The organism is Thioclava sp. JE_KL1, assembly GCF_009296265.1.
Taxonomy (GTDB): Bacteria; Pseudomonadota; Alphaproteobacteria; order Rhodobacterales; family Rhodobacteraceae; genus Thioclava.
In genome coordinates, this window is record NZ_WBJS01000001.1 from 23,036 (window position 1) to 47,959 (window position 24,924).

Genomic DNA, 24,924 nt, shown 5'->3' on the forward strand with positions numbered 1-24,924 from the left:
GGTTCAAATATCCCGGGGGTGAGGCGCATAGCGCCGAGGGGGCAGCGCCCCCTCTTCCGCCCGTCTCAGCTTACGATTTCCGCGGTTTCCAGCACGGCGTGGAACAGCACATCGGCGCCCGCGCCTGCCCAGTCCTTGGAAATATCCTCGGCCTCGTTATGGCTCAGCCCGTCGACGCAGGGGCACATCACCATTGCCGTCGGCGCGACTGCGTTGATCCAGCAGGCATCGTGGCCCGCGCCCGAGATGATGTCGCGATGCGAATAGCCCAGACGCTCGGCAGCGCTGCGCACGGCGCTCACACAGGTCGGATCGAAGGTGACCGGGTCGAACCCGCCGGTCTTCTCGAATTCCACCTCAAGGCCCATCTCGTCGCAGATCTTCTTCGCCCCCTCGCGCAGTCGTTTTTCCATATCCTCGATCACGCTCAGATCGGGCGAACGGAAATCGACGGTGAACACGGCTTTGCCGGGGATCACGTTACGCGAATTCGGGTAGATGTCGATATGGCCCGCCGCGCCCACCGCGTGGGGCTTGTGCGACCAGGCGATCTCGTCGACCAGTTCCAGCACGCGCGCCATGCCGAGGCCCGCATTCTTGCGCATCGGCATCGGGGTGGAGCCGGTATGCGCATCCTTGCCGGTAATCGTCACTTGGGTCCAGCTTAGGCCCTGCCCGTGGGTGACGACACCGATATCCTTGCCCTCGGCCTCGAGGATCGGGCCCTGCTCGATATGCAGCTCGAACATCGCGTGCATCTTGCGCGCACCGACCTCTTCGTCGCCGACCCAGCCGACACGCTTCAGCTCGTCGCCGAATTTCTTGCCTTCCGCATCTTCGCGATCGTAGGCCCAGTCCTGCGTGTGGATACCCGCGAACACGCCCGAGGCGAGCATCGCCGGGGCGAAGCGCGTGCCCTCTTCGTTGGTCCAGTTGGTCACGACGATCGGGTGCTTGGTCTTGATCCCGAGATCGTTCATCGAGCGCACCGCCTCCAGCGCGCCGAGCACACCGAGGACACCGTCGTATTTGCCGCCGGTGGGCTGCGTGTCGAGGTGGCTGCCCATATAGACCGGCAGCGCATCGGGGTCTTCGCCCGCGCGGGTCGCGAACATGTTGCCCATCGTGTCGACGCCCATCGTCATGCCGGCATCTTCGCACCATTTCTGGAACAGCGCGCGGCCTTCGGCATCCGCATCGGTGAGGGTCTGGCGATTATTGCCCCCGGCGACGCCGGGACCGATCTTGGCCATCTCCATGAGACTGTCCCAAAGGCGATCGGGATTGATGCGGAGGTTTTCTCCGGGTGCTGACATTTCATAACTCCCTGTCGGCTGCGTGGGGGTTATCCCCTCTTGCGACGAATCTTTTTCTGACCGTATGGTCAGGTTGAGTGGGCCACGGTCTGACCATTCGGTCAACAAAAATCAGGACGTATTTTGAATGAAAGATAATGAGAGCGGCAAGCGCACAAAAAATGGGCAAGCCAGCCGGGGAAGCCGCGCCGAGGCGCGGCGCGCCACCGAAGAGGCGATCCTGAAAGCCGCCGAGAGGGTCTTCGCGGAGGCCGGATTCGGCGGCGCCACGATGCAGTTGATCGCGGATGTCGCGGGGCTCCCGAAAGCCAATCTTCATTACTATTTCGAGACGAAAGAGTCACTCTATCGCCGGGTCGTGGAGCGCATTTTCAACATCTGGCTGGAAGCGGCCGATGTGTTCGACGAGGCAAGCGGACCGGCCGAGGGCATCGGTGCCTATATCGACGCCAAAATGGAGATTTCGCGCAATCACCCGAATGGCTCGAAGGTCTGGGCCTCAGAGGTGATGCACGGCGCGCCGGTGATTCAGGATTACCTGGAGACGACGCTGCGCGACTGGACCGAAGGCCGCGCGGTGATCATCCGGCGCTGGATCGCGGAAGGCAAAATGGCCGAGGTCGACCCGCATCACCTGCTCTACATGCTCTGGGCCACCACCCAGCACTACGCCGATTTCTCGCATCAGATCGAGACGCTGAACGGCGGCGCGCCGCTGAGCGACGCTCAGTGGGAAGAGGCGAAGACCTGCGTGAAAAGCATCGTGCTGCGCGGGATCGGCGTGACCTGATTGCTCAATTCGCCGCCGGGTCGGCGGTGATATTCGGCGCGCCGACGGGGGCGACATCCGATTTTGCATCCGCCGCCGGGGCTTGCGAAGCCGCCTCCGATGCCTCGGGCGCGTCGGGCAGCGTCTCGGTCTCGACCGGGCGCATCGGTGCCCCGGCCACGCCCGCAGGCAGATGCGTCTCGGGCAGTTTCGCTCCCAGAAGCTCTTTCCCGTCCGAGGTCGGCTCGACCGGATCGGCCTCCAGACCGACCGCCTCCGCGCCGGTATCCGAACACACGTAGATCGCGCCGCCCACGACCACCGCCGTGGCAGCGAGCGCAGGCGTCGAGGCCCCCGCCAGCACGCCAAGCCCCGCATCGCGCAGCTTCTTTTGCAGGTTTCCGGCCTGATCCGAGACGATCATGCCGCCGATTTTCTTGCCCAGAACCTTGCTCGCCGCATCGCCCACGGCGCTTTCCGCATCGTCGCGCAGATCGCCAGCGGCCTTCGCGGTGCCCTTGATGCGCTCGCAGATGCTTTTCGACGGTTTGCGGCAGAGCCCGTAGGCGTCGCGCTCGCCCCGGTCGTAGCCCAGATAGGTCTCGGCCTCCTTGTCCCATTGCAGACAGAACGGGGCGCGGCTTTCGTCATCCATCTCAGGCGTCAGCGCGCGCAGAGTGACCAGCGCCGGGCAGGTTACCTCCCCTTTCTCGCCAAACAGCTTCTCGCGCAGCGACCGGCTTTCCTTCAGCGCCGCGTTGTCCGCATCGTAGACGTAGGAATAGGTCTTGCCGCGAATGGAGGTCTCGCACGGCACCAGTTCTGCCATGGCGGGCAGCGGGCAGATCAGGGCAAGGACAAAGGTCAGGCGCAGCATCGCGAGTCTCCAAGCATCATTGCGCAACATAGTCCCCGCCCCCGCCGCCACAAGGTCGCGCAATTTGGCGAAACGGTGCTCGGCGGGGTTTCGCGCGGCACCGCACAGATCCTGTTTCTAGACCTGCGCCCAGCATGGGTTAACTTGGTCGCAAGAGAGATAGGGAGAAAGACATGCGCAAGATGCAGGTGCAGGGCGTCCATCACATCACTCTGACCGGGGCGGACCGGCAGAGCTCGATCGATTTCTGGGAAGGGCTGCTCGGGATGCCGTTCATCTTCGACCAACCCAATCTGGACAATGCCGACGAAGGGCATCTCTATTTCGACCCGGGCGACGGGCGGCTGATCACCGTTTTTACGAATGAAAGCCGCAAGCCCGTCCATGACCGCACGCCCACCGATCCGGGGTGCGTGCATCACCTCGCCTTCAATGTCTCGATGGCGACGCATCGGCAGGTCGTGTCGCGGCTCGATGCGCGCGGGATCGCCCATTCCGGCGTGAAGGATCGCGGCTTCATGGATTCGATCTATTTCAAGGATCCGCTGGGGCTGCTGATCGAACTGGCCACCTACAAGTTCGAGCCGCCGCGCGGTTCGTCCCATGCCGAAGTGATGATCGAAGCGCATCGTATCCGGGTCGCGCGCGGAGACAAGGCGATCGGCGAGGAGCATCTGGCCGATGCGATCGAGATGATCGTGGAGCGGTCGCAGCAATCGCTTAGCGAGGATCGCGGGGCGAAAAACCCGTATTGAGGAGGCGCGGCAAGGGTCGCAGATAGCGCGGGGCGACCAGCCCCGGGCCGCGCCCGACCTCCCCCCCGGAGGGCGCGTTGGCGACGTCATTTCGAGTACGTCCGACTTGCGGGCTTGAAAGATAAAGCGCCAAGCCACCATCCGCGCAAAGCGCCCACCCGAGGTCGGGCGCTGCCCTCAGCACCCCAAATAAAAACGGCCGCGCAATCCCTGCGCGACCGTCTTGTCATCTCAGCCCGAGGCCCGTTCACTCGACCTCTTCGAGCACCTCTTTGAGCGTACCGACCAGCTCGTCGATCTGCTCTTTCGAGATGATCAGCGGCGGGCTCATCGCGATGATGTCGCCGGTGGTCCGGATCAGGATGCCTTTGTCGTAGGCCTTCAGGAAGGCCGAGAAGGCCCGCTTCGTGGGTTCGCCCGCGATCGGCTCCAGCTCGACCGCACCGATCAGACCCTCGTTGCGGATGTCGATCACGTTGCGCACGCCCTTGAGCGAATGCAGCGCCTCTTCCCAATAGGGGGCAAGCTCGGCGGCCCGCTCGAACAGGCCCTCTTCGCGATAGGTCTCGATCGTCGCGATCCCGGCGGCGGCGGCGATCGGGTTGCCCGAATAGGTGTAGCCGTGGAACAGCTCGATCATGTGCTCGGGGCCGTTCATGAAGGCGTCGTGAACCTCAGCCGTCGCCAGCACTGCGCCCATCGGGATCACCCCGTTGGTGAGGCCCTTCGCGGTGGTCATCATATCCGGCACGACACCGTATTTCTCGGCGGCGAAGGCCGCGCCCGTGCGCCCGAAACCGGTGATCACCTCGTCGAAGATCAGCAGGATGCCGTGCTTCTTAGTGATGTCGCGCAGCTTCTGCAGGTAGCCTTTCGGCGGCAACAGCACGCCGGTCGACCCCGCGACCGGTTCCACGATGACGGCGGCGATGGTCTCGGCGCCGTGCAGCGCGATGATGCGCTCGAGGTCGTCGGCCAGATGCGCACCATGTTCGGGGCAGCCCTTCGACCAGCGGTTCTCCTCGGGCAGATGGGTGTGCGGCAGGTGATCGACGCCCGGCACGAGCGGACCGAAGACCTTGCGGTTGGTGACGATGCCGCCGACCGAGATGCCGCCGAAGTTCACGCCGTGATAGCCGCGCTCGCGCCCGATCAGACGGGTGCGAGCGCCGTCGCCGCGCGCACGGTGATAGGCGATAGCGAGCTTCAGCGCTGTCTCGACCGATTCCGAGCCGGAATTGGTGTAGAAAACATGCGCCATCTCGTCGGGCGCGATGTCGAGGATGCGGTTCGCAAGCTCGAACGCGATCGGGTGGCCCATCTGGAAGGCGGGCGCGTAATCGAGCTCGGCGGCCTGCTTCTGGATCGCCTCGGTGATCTTCGGGCGGCAATGGCCCGCGTTGCAGCACCACAGGCCGGCCGTGCCGTCGAGCACCTGACGCCCGTCCGAGGTGGTGTAATGCATATCCTTCGCGCCCACGAACATGCGCGGGTTCTTCTTGAACTGGCGGTTCGCCGTAAAAGGCATCCAGAAAGCGTTGAGATCGTTGGGGGACTTGCGGTCGAGCGCCATGGAAAAACTCCGGTCGGGCGGCCGGGTCGAGACGCGGCCGGATTGTCTAGTTTGACCGAACGGTCAGACTCACGCTAGCACAGCTTAGGAACCAGTCAAGCGGCCTTCAATGCGCTCTAAAAGCGCACTCTGCTGCCCCGTGGCGATTGATCCCGCAGTAACGCTTCGGTTAACATAAAACACGAACTGGGAGACGAATATTTGGCAGACGACCTCGACCCGCGCGACTTCACCAGCGACGACGACGGCAAACGCCCGCTGACCCGGATACAAAAGGTCAATCGCGGCAAGATTCTCGAGGCGGCGCTGGACGTATTCTCCGCGCATGGGTTCCGCGGCGCGACGCTCGACCAGATCGCGGCGGAAGCTGGGTTGAGCAAGCCGAACGTACTCTATTACTTCCCCTCGAAAGAGGCGATCCACGCGGCGCTGCTCGAAGGTCTTCTCGATATCTGGCTTGCGCCGCTGCGCGCGATTGACCCCGCGGGTGAGCCGCGCGAGGAAATCATGCGCTACATGCGCCGTAAGCTCGAGATGAGCCGCGAGATGCCGCGTGAGAGCCGCCTGTTTGCCAACGAGGTCTTGCAGGGCGCCCCCCGGATGGGCGCGGGATTGTCCACTGATCTCAAGACCTTGGTGGACGAGAAGGCCAAGGTGATCGAGGGCTGGATCGCCGAGGGGCGCCTTGCGCCGGTCGATCCGCATCATCTGATCTTCTCGATCTGGGCGCTCACGCAGCATTACGCCGATTTCGACACGCAGGTTCGTGCGGTGCTCGGCCCGGGCAAGGACCCGATCGAAGGGGCGGCGCCGTTTCTCGATATGCTGTTCGCGCGACTGCTCAAGCCATAAGCGGTTAAGCCTTCCGTAACTATCCCCGGAGTTTCCGCCTGATCTTAACGGTCCGGTAACGCCCCCGGCGCAGTCTGAGGATGCGTGGGGGCGCAGGAATATGGAGCTCGGGATGGACCGGATTTCGGGGTTGATGCCTCAGGTCGGGTGGTCGCCTCTGTTGACGGTGGCGGCCCCGAAGACTGCGCCTGCCAGCACGGTGGAGGCGGCGGCGAATGCGGCCAATACCAACGGCGGCCTCGGCGCGAATGTAGACACCCAAACGTCGCAGGATCGCGCGCAGCAGGTGCGCGCCTTGGAAGCGCGCGCGGCGCGCGGCGCCAGCGCGTTGAAGGAGGAAGGGCAGGATCGGGGCACGGAGGATGCAAGCCAACCGTCCCGTACACTCGGCAGAAGCGATGGGGGCGCACGCCCCGATCCCGATGCCTTGACCGGCCCGATCCCGACATTCGAGGTCACGCCGCTCGAGGCGCAGGCCGCTGCGCTCTGGGCCGCGCCGGAGCCCGTGCAGCCCGCCGACACGATCCAGACCACCGATACATCGACGGAGGAGCCTGCGGAGGTCAAAGCGCCCGACACCGCGAAGGAGGCGCGTGCCGAGCCTGCGCCGCAGACGGAAGACAAAAACGACGCGCCCTCCGATCATCGGAGCGGCGCGTCGCAGGAGGGATGGTCTCAGGTTGCCCCGCAGGTCGCCCCGAACCTCGACGTGACCCGCTAGGCCCCTGCCCTTACTCAGCTGCCGTCGCAGCCGAGGGGTTGTTGGGATGGCTCGTCCAGTTGGCGTAGTCGCCGACCGTCTCGCCGGTGCGCGGATCCACCTCGCCCTTGTCCATCTTGCGCATCGTGATGCACTCGACCGGGCAGACTTCGACGCAGAGGTTACAGGCCACGCATTCCTCGTCCTTGACCGAGTAGACGCGATCTTCGGTCACCGCGATCGCCTGGTGCGAGGTGTCCTCGCAGGCGGCGTAGCAGCGACCGCATTTGATGCAATCGTCCTGATTGATCTCGGCCTTGGTGACGTAGTTGAGGTTCAGATACTGCCAATCGGTCACGTTCGGCACCGCGCGCCCCACCAGTTCGGAGGTCGAGGTGAACCCCTTGCGATCCATGTAATCGCTCAGGCCCGAGATCATTTCCTGCACGACCTTGAAGCCATAGGTCATCGCCGCCGTGCAGACCTGCACATTGCCAGCCCCGAGCGCCATGAACTCCGCCGCATCACGCCAGGTCGTCACGCCACCGATGCCCGAGATCGGCAGGCCCGCCGTTTCGGGATCGCGGGCGATCTCGGCCACCATGTTCAGTGCGATCGGCTTCACCGCCGGACCGCAATATCCGCCATGGGTGCCCTTGCCGTCGATCGTCGGCTCCGGCGCGAAATCGTCCAGATCGACCGAGGTGATCGAATTGATCGTGTTGATCAGCGAGACCGCATCCGCCCCGCCGCGCTTGGCGGCCTCCGCCGGGCGGCGGATATCGGTGATGTTGGGCGTGAGCTTCACGATCACCGGCAGGCTGCAATATTGCTTACACCAGCGGGTGACCATCTCGATATATTCGGGCACCTGCCCAACTGCGGAACCCATGCCGCGCTCGGCCATACCATGCGGGCAGCCGAAGTTCAGCTCGATCCCGTCGGCGCCGGTTTCCTCGACCAGCGGCAGGATCGCTTTCCAGCTCTCCTCGTCACAGGGCACCATCAGCGAGACGATGATCGCGCGGTCCGGGTAGTCCTGCTTGACCGCCTTGATCTCGCGTAGGTTGGTCTGCAGCGGACGGTCGGTGATCAGCTCGATATTGTTGAGACCGAGCAGACGGCGATCCGCACCATAGATCGCGCCGTAACGCGGGCCGTTGACGTTCACGACGGGCGGACCTTCCGAGCCCAGTGTCTTCCACACGACCCCACCCCAACCGGCTTCAAAAGCGCGGCGGACATTGTATTCCTTGTCCGTCGGCGGCGCGGAGGCGAGCCAGAACGGGTTGGGGGATTTGATACCGATGAATTCAGAAGTCAGATCGGCCATCTCTTAGCCCTCCATCAGGAATTGGTGGATTTCTTCAGCCGCATCGCGCCCCTGCGCGACCGCCGTCACGGTCAGGTCTTCGCCGGCATGGGTGCAATCGCCCCCCGCCCAGACCCGTTCGACCGAGGTGCGGCCTGCGCCGTCCACCTTGATCTTGCCGCCCGCGACTTCGACCTTCGGAGGCATGTCGCCCAGCGTCTGACCGATCGCCTTGAAGACCTGATCAGCGGACAGTTTGAATGTCGCGTCGGTCATCTCCAGACCGTCGGGGCCTTTCTTCGTGTAGGCGAACTCGACCTGACGCACCGCGCCGTTGCCATGGATGGCGATGGGGGCGGCGTTCTCGATGATGTTCACGCCATGGGTGAGCGCGTGCTCCTGCTCGACCGTGCTGGCGGGCATCTCGGCGCGCGAGCGGCGATAAACGAGGGTCACGTTGAGCGCGCCCAGCAGCTTCGACTGCACGGCAGCGTCAACGGCCGTCATGCCGCCGCCGATCACGACCACGTCGCGCCCGATCGGCAGCTCGGCCAGATCGGAAGCCTGACGCAGCTCCGCGATGAACTCGGTCGCGGGGCGGATGCCGTCCTTGTCCTCACCCTCGAGGCGCAGCGCGTTCACGCCCGACAGCCCCATCCCAAGGAAGACTGCGTCGTAATCGCCCAGCAGCTCGGCCAGATCGCCATCCCCGACGCGGCCAAGTTGCCAATTCTCGACGATGGTGATGCCACCGATCTGCATCAGCCAGTCGACTTCCGCCTGCGCGAATCCGCCCGGCGTCTTGTAGCTGGCGATACCGTATTCGTTGAGTCCGCCCGGCTTCGAGCGCGCATCATAGACGGTGACCTCGTGGCCCTTCATCGCGAGACGATGCGCACAGGCGAGACCCGCAGGCCCAGCCCCAACGACCGCCACCGATTTCCCGCTGCGCTCGGCGCGGGTGTAGGGGTGGCTTTGCTTGGCCATCAGCGTATCTGTCGCGAAACGCTGCAGCGCGCCGATCTCGACCGGCTCGCCTTCCGAATCCATGCGGACACAGGAGCCTTCACAGAGGTTCTCGGTCGGACAGACGCGGGCGCACATGCCGCCCATGATATTCTGATCGAAGATCGTCTTCGCCGCAGCTTCCGGCGTTCCCGTCGAGATTTGCCGGATGAAGAGCGGAATGTCGATCGCGGTCGGACATGCCTCCATGCACGGCGCATCATAGCAGAAATAGCAGCGATCGGCCGCGATGCGGGCTTCTTGCGTCCCCAGCGGCGGCGCGTGATCGGCGAAATTGGTGCAGTAGCTTTCCGGGTCGAGCCGTGCTGGCGCGATCCCTTCGGTGAGCTGGCTATTGGACACTTGCGGGCTCCCTGTCAGTTTTTCTTGTTCCCTACGCTCGCACAGGATTGAATTTTATCAAGTGGTAAAATATGCCGCAGCGCGGCGGGTCGCCAATTCCCGCCCGATTGCCCGGTAGTTCAGCGCCCTCTACCCCACCCGTGCTCAATTATCGGGCAATCACGAGATCGCGAAACCCTGACGCCAGGACGGCCGATGCGCCTTTTCACCGCGCGTTACCTCGCGTATAACCGCCTCCAGCACCAAAGAGCCCCGCAGAATGGGCTCCATTTCAAAGCACCCTTCGAGGACCGCATGACCAAAAATACCCGTGACAACGACGTGGCCTTCATTCAGGCCCTTGCCGAACTGCTCAATTCGAACGAGCTGACGGAAATCGCCGTGACGCGCGATTACGCGCAAGATGACAGCCTGAAAGTGCGGGTGTCGAAACAGACCAATATCGTGCAGGCAGCCGCCCCTGCGCCCGCAGCAGCCCCTGCTCCGGCACCCGCAGCGGCCCCGGCCGCGCAATCCGCAGCCGCCGAGCAATCCGCACCCGTCGAAGACCCCGCCGATCACCCCGGCGCCGTGGCCTCGCCCATGGTGGGCACCGCCTATCTCTCGCCCGAGCCGGGCGCATCGGCCTTCGTGAAGGTCGGCGATCAGGTCAAGGAAGGCCAGACGCTGATGATCGTCGAAGCGATGAAAACCATGAACCACATCCCCGCCCCGAAATCGGGCACGGTCAAGCGCATCCTCGTCGATGACGGTCAGCCGGTCGAATACGGTTCGACCCTGATGATCGTCGAATAAGGGGGCCGGTATGTTCGACAAGATCCTGATCGCCAACCGGGGCGAGATCGCGCTGCGCGTGATCCGTGCCTGCCGCGAGATGGGGATCGCCTCGGTCGCGGTCCATTCGACGGCGGACTCGGACGCGATGCATGTGCGCATGGCCGATGAATCGGTCTGCATCGGCCCGAATTCCTCGACGCAATCCTATCTCTCGGTGCCCGCCATCGTCGCGGCCTGCGAGATCACGGGCGCACAGGCGATTCACCCGGGCTACGGGTTCCTGTCCGAGAATGCCGCCTTCGTGCAGGTGCTCGAGGATCACGGCATCACCTTCATCGGCCCGTCGGCCGCCCATATCCGCATCATGGGCGACAAGATCACCGCGAAGGAAACCGCGAAGAACCTCGGCATTCCGGTCGTTCCGGGCTCTGCGGGTGGCGTGCCCGACACCGAGGCCGCGAAGCAGATCGCCGGTGATATGGGCTACCCCGTCATCATCAAGGCCACCGCTGGCGGCGGCGGTCGCGGGATGAAGGTCGCGAAATCCGAAGAAGAGCTCGAGGTCGCCTTCCGCACCGCGCGCTCCGAGGCGAAAGCCGCCTTCGGCAACGACGAAGTCTATATCGAGAAATACCTGCAGAAGCCGCGCCATATCGAGGTGCAGGTCTTCGGCGACGGCAAGGGTCGCGGCGTCCATCTGGGCGAGCGCGACTGTTCGCTTCAGCGCCGTCACCAGAAGGTGCTCGAAGAGGCCCCCGGCCCCTCGATCACACCCGAAGAGCGCGCGCGCATCGGCGGCATCTGCGCCGACGCGATCGGTGAGATGGGCTATTCCGGTGCGGGCACGATCGAGTTCCTCTACGAGGATGGCGAGTTCTATTTCATCGAAATGAACACTCGCCTTCAGGTCGAACACCCGGTGACCGAGGCGATCTTCGGCGTCGATCTCGTACGCCAGCAGATCAAGGTCGCCGCCGGCGAGCCGATGGAATTCGAGCAAGACAAGCTCTCGATCCGCGGTCACGCGATCGAAGTGCGGATCAATGCCGAGAAACTGCCGAATTTCGCGCCCTGCCCCGGCAAGATCACCCATTACCACGCGCCCGGCGGGCTTGGCGTGCGGATGGATAGCGCGCTCTATGACGGCTATTCGATCCCGCCCTATTACGACAGCCTCATCGGCAAGCTGATCGTGCATGGTCGCGACCGCCACGAGGCGCTGCAGCGTCTGCATCGCGCGCTTGGCGAGCTGATCGTGGACGGGGTGGACACCACCGTGCCGCTGTTCAACGCGCTCCTGCAGGAGCCCGATATCCAGAGCGGCAACTACTCGATCCACTGGCTCGAACGGTGGCTCGAAAAGAACCTCTGATCGGTTCGAAATTTGCGAAAACGCCCCCGGTTTCGGGGGCGTTTTTCATTTCGGGGTCAGCAGGCAGGTGCCGCGCTTTTTCTCTTTGTCCTTGGGGCGATAGTAATCCCCGATATGCTGCCGCTGGCCATTCCCGATCTGCTCCCAGTCCAGCCAATGGCAGTCGTAATCGAGCACGTCGGCCATCGCGGTCATCGCCGGGAAAGACGGGATGCCGATCAGCGCCTTTTCCTGGCCCTCGATCTGCGGAATAGAGTTCAGCTCGTTGTCGGTGCGCTCGCGCATCAGCAGGATCACCGGCCCGGGGCGCTGCGCGAATTCGCTGTCCACGATCACCAGCTCCGGCCCCAGTTGGCGCACCAGCTGGAACAACCGGAAATGGTCCATCACGTGGTAGAGAATACCGAGGACGCCCACGACGTCGAAGCGCTCGCCCGCGTCGATCAGCTTCTGCATCCCGTCGAAGATGTCGTCGCAGGTCAGCGTCACCTTCTCGCGCAGATGCGCGCGGGGGAATTGGTCGAAGCGGTCGATCAGCTCCTGTCGCCCTTCGATTCCCACCACTTCCGACGCGCCCGCCGCCGCGAAGGCATAGGCCCAGCGGCCATCATGCGCCGCCAGATCGAGCACGCGCTTGCCCGCGATCTCCTGTTCCAGCGGCTTGATGATCATCTTGTGGCGCAGGTTCATCCGCTCCACCGTGCCGGGATCTTCGGCGTATCGGTCGATCTCGGGGAGGAAATCGTAGAAACCCATATTTGCGCTCGGCCCCGCTCTGGTTCATCTTGTTGGCGAGCCTAGGCGTAAGGGGAAAACCGGGCAAGATAATGACGGACAGGTTGAGCGCGGAACTACTTTTGGCGGGCTATGCGCAGGGCATCTTTCCGATGGCCGAAAGCCGCGACAATCCGCAATTGCATTGGTTCGACCCGGCGCTGCGCGGGATCGTGCCCTTGGACAAATTCCACATTTCGCGTTCTCTGGCGAAGGTTATCCGGCGCGGGGATTACAACATTTCAACAAATGCCGCATTTCGGGGCGTGGTCGAAGGTTGCGCCGACCGGGACGAGACATGGATCAACGGCCCGCTGTTCATGCTCTACGATCAGCTCCATGCGGCGGGCTTCGCGCATAGCCTTGAGGTCTGGCAAGATGACGAGCTCGCGGGCGGTATTTTCGGGATCACATTGGGCGGCGCGTTCTTCGGCGAGAGCATGTTCTCGCGGCGGCCCAATGCCTCGAAAGTGGCGCTGACCTATCTGGTGGACAGGCTGCGCCAGACGGGGTTCACCTTGCTCGACACGCAATACATCACGCCGCATCTGGCCTCGATGGGCGCGATCGAAGTGACCCGGATCGAATATCGCGCGCGTCTAGCTCAGGCGCTGACGCGGGAATGCGACTTCACCTCAGGCGTGATCCCTGCGCCTCAGTCGCTTTTACAGCGGATGACCCAGACGTCGTAACGCGGGTGATCGAGCGCCGACAGCGCGGGGCTGGAAGCGATCATCCAACCTGAGAAATCAGGCTGCGGCTTGTCCTCTTCGGTCACCGTCACATAGGCATAGGCATCCGAGGACGGATCGTCGGCCGGGTAACGGCATTCGCGCAGCGTCACCTTGATGAACCCGTATTTCACGCTCTGCCCGACATTCAGATTGATGTCCGAGGCGATGCCCGACACCTTGTCGAGCCCTCGCAGCATCGCGCCCGTACCGTCGGCCAGCCCTTTCGCGGGCTCGTCCTGCGGGATCTGGTCGTCCGGCGTCGTTTGCGTGAAGTCCTGCGCCGCAGCGAGCCCGGGAACGAGCGCCGCGATCAAAACCAAAGCGCGGATCATTGCGCCCCCTCCCCTGCGCCGTCGCCACTGCCGCCACCTGCGAATTTCAGCATCAGGTTCAGCATCGAGACCGCGCTTTGCGTGTCGAGAATTTCATCGCCAGGCTTGAGGTCGTCGATCGCCCCGCCCGGGATCAAGTCGATATAATTCGAGCCCAGGAGCCCGTCTTGCGTCACCGCGATAACCGTATCCTCGGGAAGCGCGACGCCGTTTTTCACCGAAATCGTGGTATCGGCGAAGAAAGTCTTCGGGTTGAGCGCGACGTTCGTCACCGTCCCGACCTTCACGCCCGCAAGCCGCACGTCCGTGCCGGGCACGACGCCCCCGATCGACCGGAAGGAGGCATGCAGCGGGTAAGAGCCGCCATCTGCGCCGATGCCCATGCCGCGCCCTGCCCAGACCAGAAAGCCCAGGGCCACGACCAGCACGATCGCGCCGGTGATGATCTCGGTGCGGTTTTCGCTCATAGCGGGTTGGCCTTACTCGGGCTGCCAAGCCTCGTAATCGCGGCGCTCGACCGGATGCGCGAGGCGAATCGACCCCGGCGGCACATAGGCCGCTTCGGTGCCGGTGTGGTTTGCCTCATGCGGCTTTTCCCAAGGCTTGTGGGCCAGCGGCTTGTCGGTCGGCGGCTCGTCATAGGTGAAGTGCATCCAGCCATGCCAGTCCGGCGGGATGCGGCTCGCTTCGCTTTCACCGTTATAGATCACCCAGCGGCGCTTGGCGTCCTTGGTGCGGTAATAGATGTTGCCTTGCTCGTCCTCGCCAACTTTCACGCCCTTGCGCGCGGTGAAAAGCTGCGTGCCGACGGTCGAGCCGTTCCACCAGGTGAGAATTCGAAGCAGAAACTTCATGGGGCAACCTCCGCAATGCGTCCCGCCTGTTATATCCGCTGGGGCGTCGAGGTCCAGTGCCCGTGCGGGGATCAGGGCGCCTGCGAAGCGGAATTTGGTACCTCCAGCACAGCACGGTGCAAAAATCGCATCGTCGAGCGGCCGTCCACAACGAACCATTCGCCCCCGCACGCCTGTCTGTGGAAGGTTTAGCGAAGCCTTTTCACAGCAACACGGCCTACGTGAGGCACATGACAAAAACAAAAGGGCGAGCCGAAGCTCGCCCCTTGCCTAATTCTTGGCAGCACCGCGATCAGCTCGCCGATTTGCCTTCTTTCTTGGCTTCGGCATAGATCAGCAGCGGCTTGGCGTCGCTCTGGGTCACGGCCTCTTCGTTCACTACGACCTCTTCGACCTCTTCCATGCCCGGCAGTTCGAACATCGTGTCGAGCAGGATGTCTTCCATGATCGAACGCAGACCACGTGCGCCGGTCTTCCGCTCGATCGCCTTCTTGGCGATGGCGGTCAGCGCATCGTCGGTGAAGGTCAGCGACACGCCCTCGATCTCGAAGAGACGCTGATACTGTTTCACCAGCGCGTTCTTCGGCTCTGTCAGGATGGTCACCAGCGCCTCGGCATCGAGGTCGGTGAGCGTCGCGATGACGGGCAGACGACCGACGAATTCCGGGATCAGGCCGAATTTCAGCAGATCTTCGGGCTCGAGCTCCTTGAACAGCTCGCCGATATTACGCTCTTCGCTATCCTTAACATCCGCCCCGAAGCCCATCGCCGAGCCCTTGCCGCGCTGCGCGATGATCCGGTCGAGGCCCGCAAAGGCGCCGCCACAGATGAATAGGATATTCGTCGTGTCGACCTGCAGGAATTCCTGCTGCGGATGCTTGCGCCCGCCCTGCGGCGGCACGGAGGCCACGGTGCCTTCCATGATCTTCAGAAGCGCCTGCTGCACACCCTCGCCCGACACGTCGCGCGTTATAGACGGGTTGTCCGACTTGCGGGTGATCTTGTCGACCTCGTCGATATAGACGATGCCGCGCTGCGCCCGCTCGACGTTGTATTCCGAGGCCTGAAGCAGCTTGAGAATGATGTTCTCCACATCCTCGCCCACGTAACCGGCTTCGGTCAGCGTGGTCGCATCCGCCATCGTGAAGGGCACATCGAGGATGCGCGCCAGCGTCTGGGCGAGAAGCGTCTTGCCGCAGCCCGTCGGGCCGATCAGCAGGATGTTCGACTTCGCCAGTTCGATGTCGGTCTTCGTGCCGTGATTGAGGCGCTTGTAGTGGTTGTGCACCGCGACCGAGAGCACGCGCTTGGCATGTTCCTGGCCGATCACGTAATCGTCGAGCACCTGGCAGATATCGCGCGGGGTCGGGACGCCATCGGTGGATTTCAGCCCGGCCGATTTCGTCTCCTCGCGGATGATGTCCATGCACAGCTCGACGCATTCGTCACAGATGAACACGGTCGGGCCCGCGATCAGCTTGCGGACCTCATGCTGGCTTTTGCCGCAGAACGAGCAGTAGAGCGTGTTCTTGCTGTCGGAGCCGTTCGAGTTCGCCATCTCTTACCTCTGCTGCCCGGGCTGCCCCCGGGCTTCGTGAATTGGCCTGTCCCATCAAGACTAGGACAGGCCAACCGTCACCTCAATGTCAAAATCGCCCCGAAGTTAAGCGGGAGGATCACTTTTCTCCGTCGTCGCTGACGCGGCTCTCGAGGATCTCGTCGATCAGACCCCAGGACTTCGCTTCTTCGGCGGACATGAAGTTGTCGCGCTCGAGACCGGCCTCGATCGTGTCGTAGTCGTTGCCGGTGTGCTTGACGTAGATTTCGTTCAAGCGACGCTTGAGTTTCTCGGTCTCGCGGGCGTGGATCATGATGTCGGTCGCCTGACCCTGATAGCCGCCCGAGGGCTGGTGGACCATGACGCGGCTGTTGGGCAGCGAGAAGCGCATGCCCTTTTCGCCCGCGGTCAGCAGCAGCGAGCCCATCGAGGCCGCCTGCCCGATCACCAGGGTCGAGACCTTCGGCTTGATGTATTGCATCGTGTCGTAGATCGACAGACCCGAGGTCACCACGCCGCCCGGCGAGTTGATATACATCGCGATCTCTTTTTTCGGGTTCTCGGCCTCGAGGAAGAGAAGCTGCGCGCAGATCAGGGTCGACATGCCGTCATGGACCGGCCCCGACAGGAAGATGATGCGCTCTTTCAGCAGGCGCGAGTAGATGTCGTAGGCACGCTCGCCGCGCGAGGTCTGCTCGACCACCATCGGCACCAGCGTGTTCATGTAAAACTCGTGGGGATCTTTCATCTCGGCCCTTCCTGGTCGTTCGACGCTGTTCATAGCGTGTGATCTTTACAGAAGTCTTAGTGACCGCATCGGGGACCTTCAAGGGCGCTGACCCCGCGCGAAGGGCTGCCGCGGCGCAAATATTGGCCGTCGGCGGGTGCGTGTTAATCGCATGGAAAGGGTCTGGACGTAGCGTGTCGGCGATTTTGCGGGAATGCGCCCGTGTGGAAAAATGAGGCGGACATGTCCAAATCCGAGGCTGGTGCAAGCGCCTGGCACACCGTGATGCTCAAATTGCTGATCCTGATCGCGATCGCGGGGATCGTGTTCGCGGCGTTGATGACGATCCTCACGATCAATTCGAACCATCGTCGCGCCAATGAGGCGGCGCGGGCACATCTCGACCAAATCCTGCCGATGCTTGGCGATTCGGTGACGGATGCGCTGATCACGGGGCGGGTTGCGGATGCGACGCATGAGTTGGAGAACGTGCTCGCGGGCTCGGACGGTGCAGGCCAATCCGCAATCGCGCTCAACAGACGCGGCACCGTTATGACCGAGGCTGGCGCGCCCGATCCCGCGCTTGTCGCTCTGGCCCAAAGCGCGCTTGAGAACAACGACAGGGCGATCTCGGCAGATGGGCTGAGCGAGGCGATTCCACTGCGCATTTCCCCGGAGGATCCGCCGATTGCCGCGATTGCCCTGCGCTGGAGTCCGGCCCCCGCCATCGCTCGCGCGCAAAAGGACATGGTGCGCAACCTCGCTTTCACCGCTTTGATTTTCGCGGGCATTCTCGGCGGTGTGATGCTGGGCGCGAGCTGGCTGATCACCCGCCCCCTCACCCGCGTGACGCAGGCGATGCGCTCCGTGGCCGGGGGGCAACTCGATACGGACATCCCGGCTACCGGTCGCCGCGACGAAATCGGTGCGATCGCCCGCACTCTGGGGACCTTCCAGTCCGAGCTCGCGACCGCCGAATCGCATAACCGTGCCGCACGGATGCATAGCGCCGCGCTCGAAAGCGCCACGGTCGCGATCATTCTTACCAACAACGACCACGTCATCACCTTCGCCAATGAGGCGGCCGCGGAATTGCTGCGCCCCTTCGCTGCGGAAATCCGCGACCACAATCCAGATTTCGATTCCGACAAGCTCTTGGGGACGCGCGCGGATCTTATCTTGCCGGCGGGCACGACAACGGCCGCCGCCCTCGACAACGACGCGCGCGACACACTCACGCTCGAAGGACGGATGCGTGCCGGGGCGATTCTCGCCCTCGTCAGCCCCGTCATCGACGAGGCCGGGGAGAAGATCGGCCATGTGTCGCAATGGCGCAATATCACAGAAGAACAGCGAAACGCCTCTCTGATATCCGCGATCGACGCCAACCTGCTGCGGGTCGACCTGCGCCCTGACGTCACGATCGACACGGTCAACGACGCATTTGCCGAGGTTTTTGGTGCGCCCCGCGCAAAGTTGGAGGGAATGTCCGTCGCCGGTCAGATCACCTTCGAAGGGCAGCCAGTCTGCGAAATCCTCCAGCGCGATCCGCAGCCCTTTGCGGGCATGCTCGTACTGCGCTGCGCCGATGGCCGTCAGGCTTGGCTTGAAGGCTCGGTCAACCCGATCCTCGACACGGACGGCAAGATGGTCATGTTCAGCGTTCTTGCGAGCGACCGAACGCAACAACATCTGGAAGCCGAAGCCCGACGGGCCGAGCGAAGCGCGATGATGGCCGCCCAACAGAACATCGTGGAGACGCTGAAATCGGCCTTGGCCGGGCTCTCTGCCGGGGATCTCATGGCTGAGATCACCACCGAATTCGAAGGCGACTACAAGGCATTGCGCAACGATTTCAACAGCGCGATCGGCGATTTGCGGGGCGCGATGCGCAAGGTGCTCGACAATGCCGGATCGATCCGTACAGAGGCGCGGCAAATCTCGTCCAGCTCCGACGACATGGCGCGGCGCACCGAACGGCAGGCAGCCACTCTGGAAGAAACCGCCGCAGCGCTCAACGAGATTACCGCCTCTGTCGAGGCAGCCGCCCGCGCTGCCGGTCGCGCCAACGACCTCGTCGAAACCGCCCGGCGCAGTGCCGAACAAAGCGGCCACGTTGTGGCAGAGGCCGTGCAGGCCATGTCGGAAATCGAGCAAAGCTCGGAGCAGATCAGCCGGATCACCAGCGTCATCGACGAGATCGCCTTCCAGACCAACCTACTCGCCCTCAATGCCGGGGTGGAGGCCGCCCGCGCTGGCGAGGCCGGGCGCGGCTTCGCCGTCGTCGCCTCGGAGGTCCGCGCACTCGCGCAACGCTCCTCCGATGCCGCGCGCGAAATCGCCGAACTGATCGCGAACTCCTCGGCGCAGGTGAACCGCGGCGTCGGCCTCGTCGGCCAAGCGGGCGATGCACTCGGCGGGATCCAGTCCTCCGTCTCCGATCTGCTCGCCTATGTCGCGGACAGCGCAAATGCGACGCAGGAGCAAAGCGCGGGCCTGACCGAAATCAACTCCGCCGTGACGCAGCTCGATCAGGTGACCCAGCACAATGCCGCCATGTTCGAAGAGGCGCTCGCCGCAAGCCAGGTCCTCGAACGCGAGGCGATGGAACTCGGCGCGGCAATGGGGCAATTCAAACTTGGCGACGCCGCTCCGGATGAGGGAGCCGATAGCACATCGCCTGCAGAAAATGCGGCTGCGGTAGAAGCCTCCCCCGAAACAACCGGACCCACAGCATCCGCGCCGCACCAATCAGCCCGACCCAATTCGGCTCAGCAGGTCAGCGTGTCTGGCAACACCGCGCTGGCGGTGCCACCTCCGCCCACAGATGACGATTGGGAGGATTTTTAAGCGAAGGCAGTCAAAGCCAAGCGCCTTGGCACGCGGCAGCGATCAGGACGCGTTGGAATGGGGTGCAGCAATCGCGGCCTCCGCCCGATCCGTCTCGCCTGCTCCTTGCGTCCCGGCTTCGCCCGCCCGGAACCAAGCCCGGATGGCGGCGCGCTCCTGCGGCTCCATGTAGCTCAAATTCGCGGGGGGCATCGCATCGGTCAGCCCGGCTTGCACATAGATCTGCCGTGCGGCGGCGGCGATTTCGCGCGGCGTCTCCAGCTTGATGCCTTTCGGCGCATGGCCGATCCCTTCATAGCCGGGCTCATTCGCATGGCACATCGAACAGCGCCCCATGACGATCCCGCTCACCTCGTCGAAGCCAGGCGCCGCAGCGAAGCGTTGTTCGAAGGGAGTAAGCATCGCGCTGTCCTCCATATCCTCGCCGGCATCCGCTTTCGGAATCGAGGATAGCCAAACGATCGCGACGAACAGCGCCGCGGTCGCGCCCCAGGTCCACCACGGCTTCCCCTTATGGGCGTGATGGGTGTTGAAGAAATGCCGGATAGTCACGCCCATCAGGAACACTAGAGAGGCGATCAGCCAGTTATACGCGCTCGCGAAGGCTAGCGGATAATGGTTCGACAGCATCAGGAAGATGACCGGCAGCGTCAGGTAGTTGTTATGCGTCGAGCGCTGCTTGGCGATCTTGCCGTATTTCGGATCGGGCGTGCGCCCCGCCATTAGATCCGCGACCACGATCTTCTGGTTCGGTATGATGATCAGGAACACATTCGCGGTCATGATCGTCGCGGTGAAGGCGCCCAGATGCAGCAGCGCCGCGCGGCCCGAGAAAACCTGCGTATAGCCCCAAGCCATCGCGACGAGAATGACGTAGAGGCCCAGCATCAGCCGCGTGTTGTTCTCGCCAAAGCTCGATTTGCAGATCAGATCGTAGAGGAGCCAACCCAGCGCGAGCGAGCCGATCGAGATCAGGATCGCCCCCCACACGGGCAACTCCATCACCCGCGGGTCGATCAGGTAGAACTGCGCCTGTGTCCAATACAGAACCACCATCATCGCAAAGCCCGAAAGCCACGTCATGTAGCTTTCCCATTTGAACCATGTCAGCCGGTCGGGCATCTGCGCAGGCGCCACGAGATATTTCTGAATATGGTAAAAGCCGCCGCCATGGACCTGCCACGCCGCGCCATGCACCCCCTTGGGGGCACCGGGCTCGGGCACCAGCCCCAGATCAAGCGCGATGAAATAGAAGGACGACCCGATCCACGCGATCGCGGTGATCACGTGCAGCCAGCGCACCGCGAACTGCACCCATTCCAGAAAAAACGTGTAATCCATCCGTCATCCCTCGTTTTGCGCTCAGAGTTTCCCAAGCCACGCCCGAGCGCAAGCGATGGCGCGGCGGAACCGCCCGAATTTTGTCCGGATGCTCAAATCGCAAGCAAATGGAGGCCGCGCGCTTAGCTGCCGCGATAAGTGGAGTAGCCGTAGGGCGAGAGCAGAAGCGGCACATGGTAATGCGCCTCGGCGTCATTCATGCCGAAGCGGATCGGTATTTCATCGAGGAACAGCGGCTCTGCCGCCCCCTGCCCGCTCGCCCGCAGATAGTCACCCGCGGCGAAGACCAGCTCGAACTGGCCGGTGCGAAACCGCTCCACCGGCAGGATCGGCGAGTCGGTGCGGCCATCGCCATTCGTCACCATCTCGGCCAGCACCTCACGGTCGACCCCGTTGAGCGCGAAGAGTGTGATCTTGAGCCCTTCCGCCGGGCATCCCCGTGCCGTGTCGAGCACATGGGTGGTCAGATATCCTGCCATCGCGTTCTCCTTCGCCAATCGTCGAGACCGCGATCACTATGCTTTCGGGTGAAACAAACCGCAAGATATCGTGCGCTCACCGGAAGTTGCTTAGTATTTCACATGCTTATGGTTGATCACCGCACAGCTGCCTCTAGGTGACATTACAGGTTCACGTAGCCGTCACATCCATGTCACGTCGAAAGGCGATGGGCAGCGCAGCAACGAGCGGAAGGACCCTATGGGCAACAACTTACAGCCTGTGATTTTCCCGACTGTTTCCGCTCCGCTTCTCCGCGCAGGCGCCGGGTGCCTGCCCCTCCCTGCAGATCCACCGGAGATGTGACATGAGCCGATCGCGCCATCACAACAAACACCACTACCGCAGCCTTTTCCTGTCGGATTTCCACCTCGGATCGCGGGGGTGCAGCCCCGGGCCGATCCTCGACTTCCTGCAAAGCGTGCAGGCCGACGCGATCTACCTCGTCGGCGATATCCTCGATCTCTGGCATGGTGGGCCCGTGCAGTGGGGGGATATCCACGCCGAAATCATCGAGACCCTCGAAGCCCATGCCGAGGCCGGGACGCGCATCGTCTATCTGCCCGGCAACCACGACGCGGCTTTGCGCTCGCCGGGGATGAATTTCCTCAGCTTCGAGCTGACCGAGACGGCGCTGCATGTCGGCGCGGATGGGCAGCGCTACCTCATCGTGCATGGCGATCAATGCGATGCGCGCATCCTGCGCTGGCACGCGATGACCCGTTTCGGGAGCCGGATGGACGCGCTGTTCCGCGGCATCGATGCCTGGCTGCGCCGCCGCCGCGACGTGTCCGAGACCGAGCGCACCTTGATCCAGCTCGCGATCGAGGGGATCAATCATCTGATCGCGCGCGGCTCGGGGTACGAGCATCGGCTGATCGCGCTGGCCTCCGAGGCCGGGGTCGACGGGATCATCTGCGGCCACTCGCACAAGCCCGCGTTGCGCGATGTCGACGGGATGACCTACGCCAATTGCGGCGACTGGGTGGACAGCCTGACCGCCTTGGCCGAGGATAGTTCCGGCGCATTGCAACTTCTTCAATGGGGCGCGGAGCCTGCTGCGGTCCCGGAAACCGGCACCCGTCCCGCAGTCGCAAAGGTTCGCGCATGACGATCGTTCTGCTCTTCCTTGCCGCCCTTCTGGGCATCACCCTCACGGCGCATCTTCTCAGCGCTGCAATGACCGCATGGCGCGAGTCCCGCCCGCCGAAGCCGGTGCCCGACACGCTGCCTTTCATCGCGCTGATGCGCCCGGTCTGCGGGGTCGATCCGTTCGACGCCGAGACGCTGGGCTCTTCCTTCAACCTCGACTATCCGAATTACGAGGTGATCTTCTGCGCGCCCTCCGAGCGCGATCCGGCTTGCGCACTGGTGCGTCGCCTGATCGAAGATAACCCGCAGGTGCGCGCCCGGCTCCTGACCGGGCTCGACGCGGTGTCGGGCAATCCGAAGCTGAACAATCTGCACAAGGGGCTGTCCGCGACCGAGGCGGAGTGGCTTGCGATGGCCGACAGCAATCTGCTCTTGCCGCGCGACTACCTGCAACGGCTGGTGGCGGAATGGCGGCCCGGCACGGGGCTCGTGTCCGCCCCGCCGGTGGCCGAGCGCCCGGGCAATCTCTGGGGCGCGGTGGAGGCCGCTTTCCTCAACACCAATCAGGCGCGCTGGCAGGTGGCGGCCGACATGATCGGGATGGGGTTCGCGCAGGGCAAATCGCTGTTCTGGCGGCGCGACATCCTGATGGCGGGTGGCGGTTTCGCGGCGCTCGGGCGTAACATGGCCGAGGACGTGGCCTCGACCAAGCTGGTGCGTCGTCAGGGCCTGAAGGTGCGGCTGACGCGGCACCTCTTCGCGCAACCGATCGGGACGCGCGCGGCCCGCGCGGTCTGGGACCGCCAGCTGCGCTGGTCCAAGGTGCGCCGCGACGGTTTCGTGATGATTTTCGCCGCCGAGATCGCGCAGGGCCCGTTCCTGCCCTTCCTCGCCGCGCTTGCCCTGGCCTCGTTGGGCGCGATGCCTTGGATCGCCCTGCCGCTTCTGGTGGCGCTATGGTACGGTGCCGAAGTGCTGCTCGCCCGGATCGCAGGCTGGCCCGCCTCGGCGCGCGACATTGCGGGTTTCGCGATCCGCGACGCGATGCTGCCCGCGCTGTGGCTGATGACATGGTTCGGGCGCGATTTCACCTGGCGCGGCAATGACATGACCCACCGGGACGTCGCCCGCAGCGACGCCCCCGTCACGGAGTAACCCGATGATCGGCCTCGAGACAATCTCCGTATTGATGGCGAAACACGGCCTCGCCGTGCTCGCGCCGATTGCGGTGCTCGAAGGGCCGATCGTGACGGTGATCGCGGCGTGGCTCGCCAGCCAGAACATGTTCTCGGTCTGGTCGGTCGCGATCATCGTGATCCTTGCCGATCTCGTCGGCGATCTGGGGCTCTATGCGCTTGGCCGATGGGGGCTGAACCGGATGCCCAAGAAGTGGCGCGACAAGCTGGGCCTGAGCCGCGCCCGGCTCGTGAGTGCGGCGCGGCACTTCCAGAACAAAGGGGTCAAGACGCTGGTCTTCGGCAAGCTGACCCATTCGGCGGGTGCGCCGGTGCTGGTCGCAGCCGGGGTCGCGCGGATGAACGTCTGGGTCTTCCTGCTCACGAATCTGGTCGCGACGATCCCGAAATCGCTGGCCTTCGTGGCGCTCGGCTATTGGCTCGGCTCGCATATCGGCAAGATCGACAGTTGGCTGTCGAAAGGCTCGCTGATCCTGCTGGTCGTGATCATTCTCGGCGGCACGATCTGGTTCTATCGCCGCAAGAGGTCGCACACATGACGACGATCACCTGCATTCTGCCTGCCTATAACGAGGCCCCGCGGATCGGCGCGGTGCTGGAGCGTGTGCTGGACCATCGCCAGATCGCCGAGGTGATCGTGATCGACGATGGTTCAAGCGATGGCACCGCCGAGATCGCAGAGGGCTATCGCGACGCCCATCCGCATCTGCGGGTGCTGCGCCAGACACAGAACGGCGGGAAAACCGCAGCCGTGGCCGCTGGCATCGCGGAGGCCGCAGGCAGCCACCTGCTGCTGCTCGACAGCGATCTGCTGGGGCTGACCCATGCCGATCTGGGCGCGCTGATCGCGCCGGTGACCAATGGAGAGGCCGATGTCACGATCAGCCTGCGCCGCAACGCGCCGCGCATCTGGCGTGTGATCGGGCTCGATTACATCTCGGGCGAGCGGGTGATCCCGCGCGAGATGCTGGGCGAACGGCTGGAGGCCCTCAACGCCCTGCCCCGCTTCGGGCTGGAAGTCTTCATGAACCGGCTGTGGATCGCAGAGCGCGCCCGGATCGCCGTCGTCTCCTGGCCCGGCGTCGACAGTCCGATGAAATCCGCGAAGCTCGGCAACTGGCGCGCGGGCGTCGCCGCAGACGCACGCATGATCCGCGATATCTTCCGCACCATCGCGCCGCATCGCGCGCTCGGCCAGATCGTGGCGATGCGCAGTATGCGCGTTCGCGGCGAGGCGCAGGCTTTACCGCGCAAATGGTTGGAACGTATACCTCGCTGAACGGTTCGGTTCACGACA

Annotated in this window: 25 protein-coding genes; 12 read left to right on the forward strand and 13 right to left on the reverse strand. The window is 63.7% G+C overall.

The features are described from left to right. Positions 1 to 65: 65 nt before the first annotated feature. Positions 66 to 1,316 (reverse strand): Zn-dependent hydrolase, encoded by a 1,251-nt coding sequence (locus tag F8R15_RS00125; RefSeq protein ID WP_078603864.1) that lies wholly within the window; start codon positions 1,314 to 1,316, stop codon positions 66 to 68. Positions 1,317 to 1,443: 127 nt separating this feature from the next. Here F8R15_RS00125 and F8R15_RS00130 point away from each other — a divergent pair, with 127 nt between their 5' ends. After that, a complete protein-coding gene (locus tag F8R15_RS00130; RefSeq protein ID WP_152842763.1) occupies positions 1,444 to 2,106 on the forward strand; it encodes a TetR family transcriptional regulator C-terminal domain-containing protein in 663 nt (220 codons plus the stop codon). 4 nt (positions 2,107 to 2,110) lie between these two features. Here F8R15_RS00130 and F8R15_RS00135 read toward each other — a convergent pair whose 3' ends face one another. Beyond that, positions 2,111 to 2,962 (reverse strand): hypothetical protein, encoded by an 852-nt coding sequence (locus tag F8R15_RS00135; RefSeq protein WP_152842765.1) that lies wholly within the window; start codon positions 2,960 to 2,962, stop codon positions 2,111 to 2,113. 173 nt (positions 2,963 to 3,135) lie between these two features. Between F8R15_RS00135 and F8R15_RS00140 the strand changes: the two genes are divergently transcribed. Further along, positions 3,136 to 3,717, forward strand: a complete 582-nt coding sequence (locus tag F8R15_RS00140) for a VOC family protein (protein ID WP_152842767.1) — start codon at positions 3,136 to 3,138, stop codon at positions 3,715 to 3,717. 247 nt (positions 3,718 to 3,964) lie between these two features. Here F8R15_RS00140 and F8R15_RS00145 read toward each other — a convergent pair whose 3' ends face one another. Beyond that, positions 3,965 to 5,290, reverse strand: a complete 1,326-nt coding sequence (locus tag F8R15_RS00145) for an aspartate aminotransferase family protein (RefSeq protein WP_078519533.1) — start codon at positions 5,288 to 5,290, stop codon at positions 3,965 to 3,967. A gap of 201 nt (positions 5,291 to 5,491) precedes the next feature. On the opposite strand from F8R15_RS00145, the gene F8R15_RS00150 reads away from it, so the two are divergent. Both F8R15_RS00150 and F8R15_RS00155 read left to right on the forward strand, forming a co-directional pair. Then, positions 5,492 to 6,142, forward strand: a complete 651-nt coding sequence (locus tag F8R15_RS00150) for a TetR family transcriptional regulator C-terminal domain-containing protein (protein ID WP_172976131.1) — start codon at positions 5,492 to 5,494, stop codon at positions 6,140 to 6,142. Positions 6,143 to 6,254: 112 nt separating this feature from the next. Next, positions 6,255 to 6,863 (forward strand): hypothetical protein, encoded by a 609-nt coding sequence (locus tag F8R15_RS00155; RefSeq protein ID WP_152842770.1) that lies wholly within the window; start codon positions 6,255 to 6,257, stop codon positions 6,861 to 6,863. A gap of 10 nt (positions 6,864 to 6,873) precedes the next feature. On the opposite strand, the gene preA is transcribed toward F8R15_RS00155, so the two are convergent. Continuing rightward, positions 6,874 to 8,175: an NAD-dependent dihydropyrimidine dehydrogenase subunit PreA gene (preA, locus tag F8R15_RS00160; protein WP_078519535.1), complete on the reverse strand. Its 1,302-nt coding sequence runs from the start codon at positions 8,173 to 8,175 to the stop codon at positions 6,874 to 6,876. 3 nt (positions 8,176 to 8,178) lie between these two features. Next, positions 8,179 to 9,522: an NAD(P)-dependent oxidoreductase gene (locus tag F8R15_RS00165; RefSeq protein WP_368730982.1), complete on the reverse strand. Its 1,344-nt coding sequence runs from the start codon at positions 9,520 to 9,522 to the stop codon at positions 8,179 to 8,181. A gap of 294 nt (positions 9,523 to 9,816) precedes the next feature. Between F8R15_RS00165 and accB the strand changes: the two genes are divergently transcribed. Together accB and accC are read left to right on the forward strand one after the other, a co-directional pair. After that, positions 9,817 to 10,317 (forward strand): acetyl-CoA carboxylase biotin carboxyl carrier protein, encoded by a 501-nt coding sequence (accB, locus tag F8R15_RS00170; RefSeq protein WP_152842774.1) that lies wholly within the window; start codon positions 9,817 to 9,819, stop codon positions 10,315 to 10,317. A 10-nt stretch (positions 10,318 to 10,327) separates the two neighbouring features. Then, complete coding sequence (gene accC, locus F8R15_RS00175) at positions 10,328 to 11,671, forward strand: acetyl-CoA carboxylase biotin carboxylase subunit (RefSeq protein WP_152842776.1); 1,344 nt, start codon at positions 10,328 to 10,330, stop codon at positions 11,669 to 11,671. A gap of 45 nt (positions 11,672 to 11,716) precedes the next feature. On the opposite strand, the gene F8R15_RS00180 is transcribed toward accC, so the two are convergent. Then, positions 11,717 to 12,427: a DUF1698 domain-containing protein gene (locus tag F8R15_RS00180; RefSeq protein ID WP_152842778.1), complete on the reverse strand. Its 711-nt coding sequence runs from the start codon at positions 12,425 to 12,427 to the stop codon at positions 11,717 to 11,719. Positions 12,428 to 12,498: 71 nt separating this feature from the next. Between F8R15_RS00180 and aat the strand changes: the two genes are divergently transcribed. Beyond that, positions 12,499 to 13,137 (forward strand): leucyl/phenylalanyl-tRNA--protein transferase, encoded by a 639-nt coding sequence (gene aat, locus F8R15_RS00185; RefSeq protein WP_152842780.1) that lies wholly within the window; start codon positions 12,499 to 12,501, stop codon positions 13,135 to 13,137. Here the strand turns inward: aat and F8R15_RS00190 are convergent. The 5 genes from F8R15_RS00190 to F8R15_RS00210 all read right to left on the reverse strand — a co-directional run bounded on the left by F8R15_RS00190 (position 13,101) and on the right by F8R15_RS00210 (position 16,671). Next, complete coding sequence (locus F8R15_RS00190; protein ID WP_078519540.1) at positions 13,101 to 13,511, reverse strand: DUF2155 domain-containing protein; 411 nt, start codon at positions 13,509 to 13,511, stop codon at positions 13,101 to 13,103. The two genes, aat and F8R15_RS00190, sit on opposite strands and share 37 nt — an antisense overlap. Beyond that, complete coding sequence (gene mlaD / locus F8R15_RS00195; protein WP_078519541.1) at positions 13,508 to 13,978, reverse strand: outer membrane lipid asymmetry maintenance protein MlaD; 471 nt, start codon at positions 13,976 to 13,978, stop codon at positions 13,508 to 13,510. The genes F8R15_RS00190 and mlaD overlap by 4 nt, the downstream gene beginning before the upstream one ends. A gap of 12 nt (positions 13,979 to 13,990) precedes the next feature. Beyond that, positions 13,991 to 14,365 carry an NADH:ubiquinone oxidoreductase subunit NDUFA12 gene (locus F8R15_RS00200; protein ID WP_078519542.1) on the reverse strand — a complete coding sequence of 125 codons (375 nt, stop codon included), beginning with the start codon at positions 14,363 to 14,365 and terminating at the stop codon, positions 13,991 to 13,993. A 292-nt stretch (positions 14,366 to 14,657) separates the two neighbouring features. Continuing rightward, entirely contained in the window at positions 14,658 to 15,923 is a 1,266-nt protein-coding gene (clpX, locus tag F8R15_RS00205; RefSeq protein ID WP_078519544.1) for an ATP-dependent Clp protease ATP-binding subunit ClpX, read from the reverse strand. 118 nt (positions 15,924 to 16,041) lie between these two features. Further along, a complete protein-coding gene (locus tag F8R15_RS00210; protein ID WP_078519545.1) occupies positions 16,042 to 16,671 on the reverse strand; it encodes an ATP-dependent Clp protease proteolytic subunit in 630 nt (209 codons plus the stop codon). A 222-nt stretch (positions 16,672 to 16,893) separates the two neighbouring features. On the opposite strand from F8R15_RS00210, the gene F8R15_RS00215 reads away from it, so the two are divergent. After that, a complete protein-coding gene (locus F8R15_RS00215; RefSeq protein ID WP_152842782.1) occupies positions 16,894 to 19,500 on the forward strand; it encodes a methyl-accepting chemotaxis protein in 2,607 nt (868 codons plus the stop codon). A 42-nt stretch (positions 19,501 to 19,542) separates the two neighbouring features. Here the strand turns inward: F8R15_RS00215 and F8R15_RS00220 are convergent, their stop codons facing one another. Together F8R15_RS00220 and uraH are read right to left on the reverse strand one after the other, a co-directional pair. Continuing rightward, the gene (locus tag F8R15_RS00220; protein WP_152842784.1) at positions 19,543 to 20,841 is read right to left on the reverse strand and encodes a urate hydroxylase PuuD; all 1,299 of its coding nucleotides are present in this window, start codon (positions 20,839 to 20,841) and stop codon (positions 19,543 to 19,545) included. 122 nt (positions 20,842 to 20,963) lie between these two features. After that, entirely contained in the window at positions 20,964 to 21,320 is a 357-nt protein-coding gene (uraH, locus tag F8R15_RS00225) for a hydroxyisourate hydrolase (protein ID WP_078569374.1), read from the reverse strand. 326 nt (positions 21,321 to 21,646) lie between these two features. On the opposite strand from uraH, the gene F8R15_RS00230 reads away from it, so the two are divergent. The 4 genes from F8R15_RS00230 to F8R15_RS00245 are packed head-to-tail and all read left to right on the forward strand — an operon-like array spanning position 21,647 to position 24,906. Next, a complete protein-coding gene (locus F8R15_RS00230; RefSeq protein ID WP_152842786.1) occupies positions 21,647 to 22,450 on the forward strand; it encodes a UDP-2,3-diacylglucosamine diphosphatase in 804 nt (267 codons plus the stop codon). Continuing rightward, a complete protein-coding gene (locus F8R15_RS00235) occupies positions 22,447 to 23,586 on the forward strand; it encodes a ceramide glucosyltransferase (protein ID WP_152842788.1) in 1,140 nt (379 codons plus the stop codon). Before F8R15_RS00230 ends, F8R15_RS00235 begins: the two co-directional genes overlap by 4 nt. A 4-nt stretch (positions 23,587 to 23,590) precedes the next feature. Beyond that, on the forward strand, positions 23,591 to 24,166 hold the full coding sequence (locus tag F8R15_RS00240; RefSeq protein ID WP_152842790.1) for a DedA family protein: 576 nt from the start codon (positions 23,591 to 23,593) through the stop codon (positions 24,164 to 24,166). Continuing rightward, positions 24,163 to 24,906 (forward strand): glycosyltransferase family 2 protein, encoded by a 744-nt coding sequence (locus tag F8R15_RS00245; protein WP_152842792.1) that lies wholly within the window; start codon positions 24,163 to 24,165, stop codon positions 24,904 to 24,906. The genes F8R15_RS00240 and F8R15_RS00245 overlap by 4 nt, the downstream gene beginning before the upstream one ends. Positions 24,907 to 24,924: the final 18 nt, after the last annotated feature.

Excerpts from the sequence above, each read along its gene's own strand:
- F8R15_RS00125 (WP_078603864.1), bottom strand. The coding sequence starts at position 1,316 with ATGTCAGCACCCGGAGAAAACCTCCGCATCAATCCCGATCGCCTTTGG.
- F8R15_RS00130 (WP_152842763.1), top strand. The coding sequence starts at position 1,444 with ATGAAAGATAATGAGAGCGGCAAGCGCACAAAAAATGGGCAAGCCAGC.
- F8R15_RS00135 (WP_152842765.1), bottom strand. The coding sequence starts at position 2,962 with ATGCTGCGCCTGACCTTTGTCCTTGCCCTGATCTGCCCGCTGCCCGCC.
- F8R15_RS00140 (WP_152842767.1), top strand. The coding sequence starts at position 3,136 with ATGCGCAAGATGCAGGTGCAGGGCGTCCATCACATCACTCTGACCGGG.
- F8R15_RS00145 (WP_078519533.1), bottom strand. The coding sequence starts at position 5,290 with ATGGCGCTCGACCGCAAGTCCCCCAACGATCTCAACGCTTTCTGGATG.
- F8R15_RS00155 (WP_152842770.1), top strand. The coding sequence starts at position 6,255 with ATGGACCGGATTTCGGGGTTGATGCCTCAGGTCGGGTGGTCGCCTCTG.
- preA (WP_078519535.1), bottom strand. The coding sequence starts at position 8,175 with ATGGCCGATCTGACTTCTGAATTCATCGGTATCAAATCCCCCAACCCG.
- accB (WP_152842774.1), top strand. The coding sequence starts at position 9,817 with ATGACCAAAAATACCCGTGACAACGACGTGGCCTTCATTCAGGCCCTT.
- accC (WP_152842776.1), top strand. The coding sequence starts at position 10,328 with ATGTTCGACAAGATCCTGATCGCCAACCGGGGCGAGATCGCGCTGCGC.
- F8R15_RS00180 (WP_152842778.1), bottom strand. The coding sequence starts at position 12,427 with ATGGGTTTCTACGATTTCCTCCCCGAGATCGACCGATACGCCGAAGAT.
- aat (WP_152842780.1), top strand. The coding sequence starts at position 12,499 with ATGACGGACAGGTTGAGCGCGGAACTACTTTTGGCGGGCTATGCGCAG.
- F8R15_RS00190 (WP_078519540.1), bottom strand. The coding sequence starts at position 13,511 with ATGATCCGCGCTTTGGTTTTGATCGCGGCGCTCGTTCCCGGGCTCGCT.
- mlaD (WP_078519541.1), bottom strand. The coding sequence starts at position 13,978 with ATGAGCGAAAACCGCACCGAGATCATCACCGGCGCGATCGTGCTGGTC.
- F8R15_RS00200 (WP_078519542.1), bottom strand. The coding sequence starts at position 14,365 with ATGAAGTTTCTGCTTCGAATTCTCACCTGGTGGAACGGCTCGACCGTC.
- clpX (WP_078519544.1), bottom strand. The coding sequence starts at position 15,923 with ATGGCGAACTCGAACGGCTCCGACAGCAAGAACACGCTCTACTGCTCG.
- F8R15_RS00210 (WP_078519545.1), bottom strand. The coding sequence starts at position 16,671 with ATGAAAGATCCCCACGAGTTTTACATGAACACGCTGGTGCCGATGGTG.
- F8R15_RS00215 (WP_152842782.1), top strand. The coding sequence starts at position 16,894 with ATGTCCAAATCCGAGGCTGGTGCAAGCGCCTGGCACACCGTGATGCTC.
- F8R15_RS00220 (WP_152842784.1), bottom strand. The coding sequence starts at position 20,841 with ATGGATTACACGTTTTTTCTGGAATGGGTGCAGTTCGCGGTGCGCTGG.
- uraH (WP_078569374.1), bottom strand. The coding sequence starts at position 21,320 with ATGGCAGGATATCTGACCACCCATGTGCTCGACACGGCACGGGGATGC.
- F8R15_RS00230 (WP_152842786.1), top strand. The coding sequence starts at position 21,647 with ATGAGCCGATCGCGCCATCACAACAAACACCACTACCGCAGCCTTTTC.
- F8R15_RS00235 (WP_152842788.1), top strand. The coding sequence starts at position 22,447 with ATGACGATCGTTCTGCTCTTCCTTGCCGCCCTTCTGGGCATCACCCTC.
- F8R15_RS00240 (WP_152842790.1), top strand. The coding sequence starts at position 23,591 with ATGATCGGCCTCGAGACAATCTCCGTATTGATGGCGAAACACGGCCTC.
- F8R15_RS00245 (WP_152842792.1), top strand. The coding sequence starts at position 24,163 with ATGACGACGATCACCTGCATTCTGCCTGCCTATAACGAGGCCCCGCGG.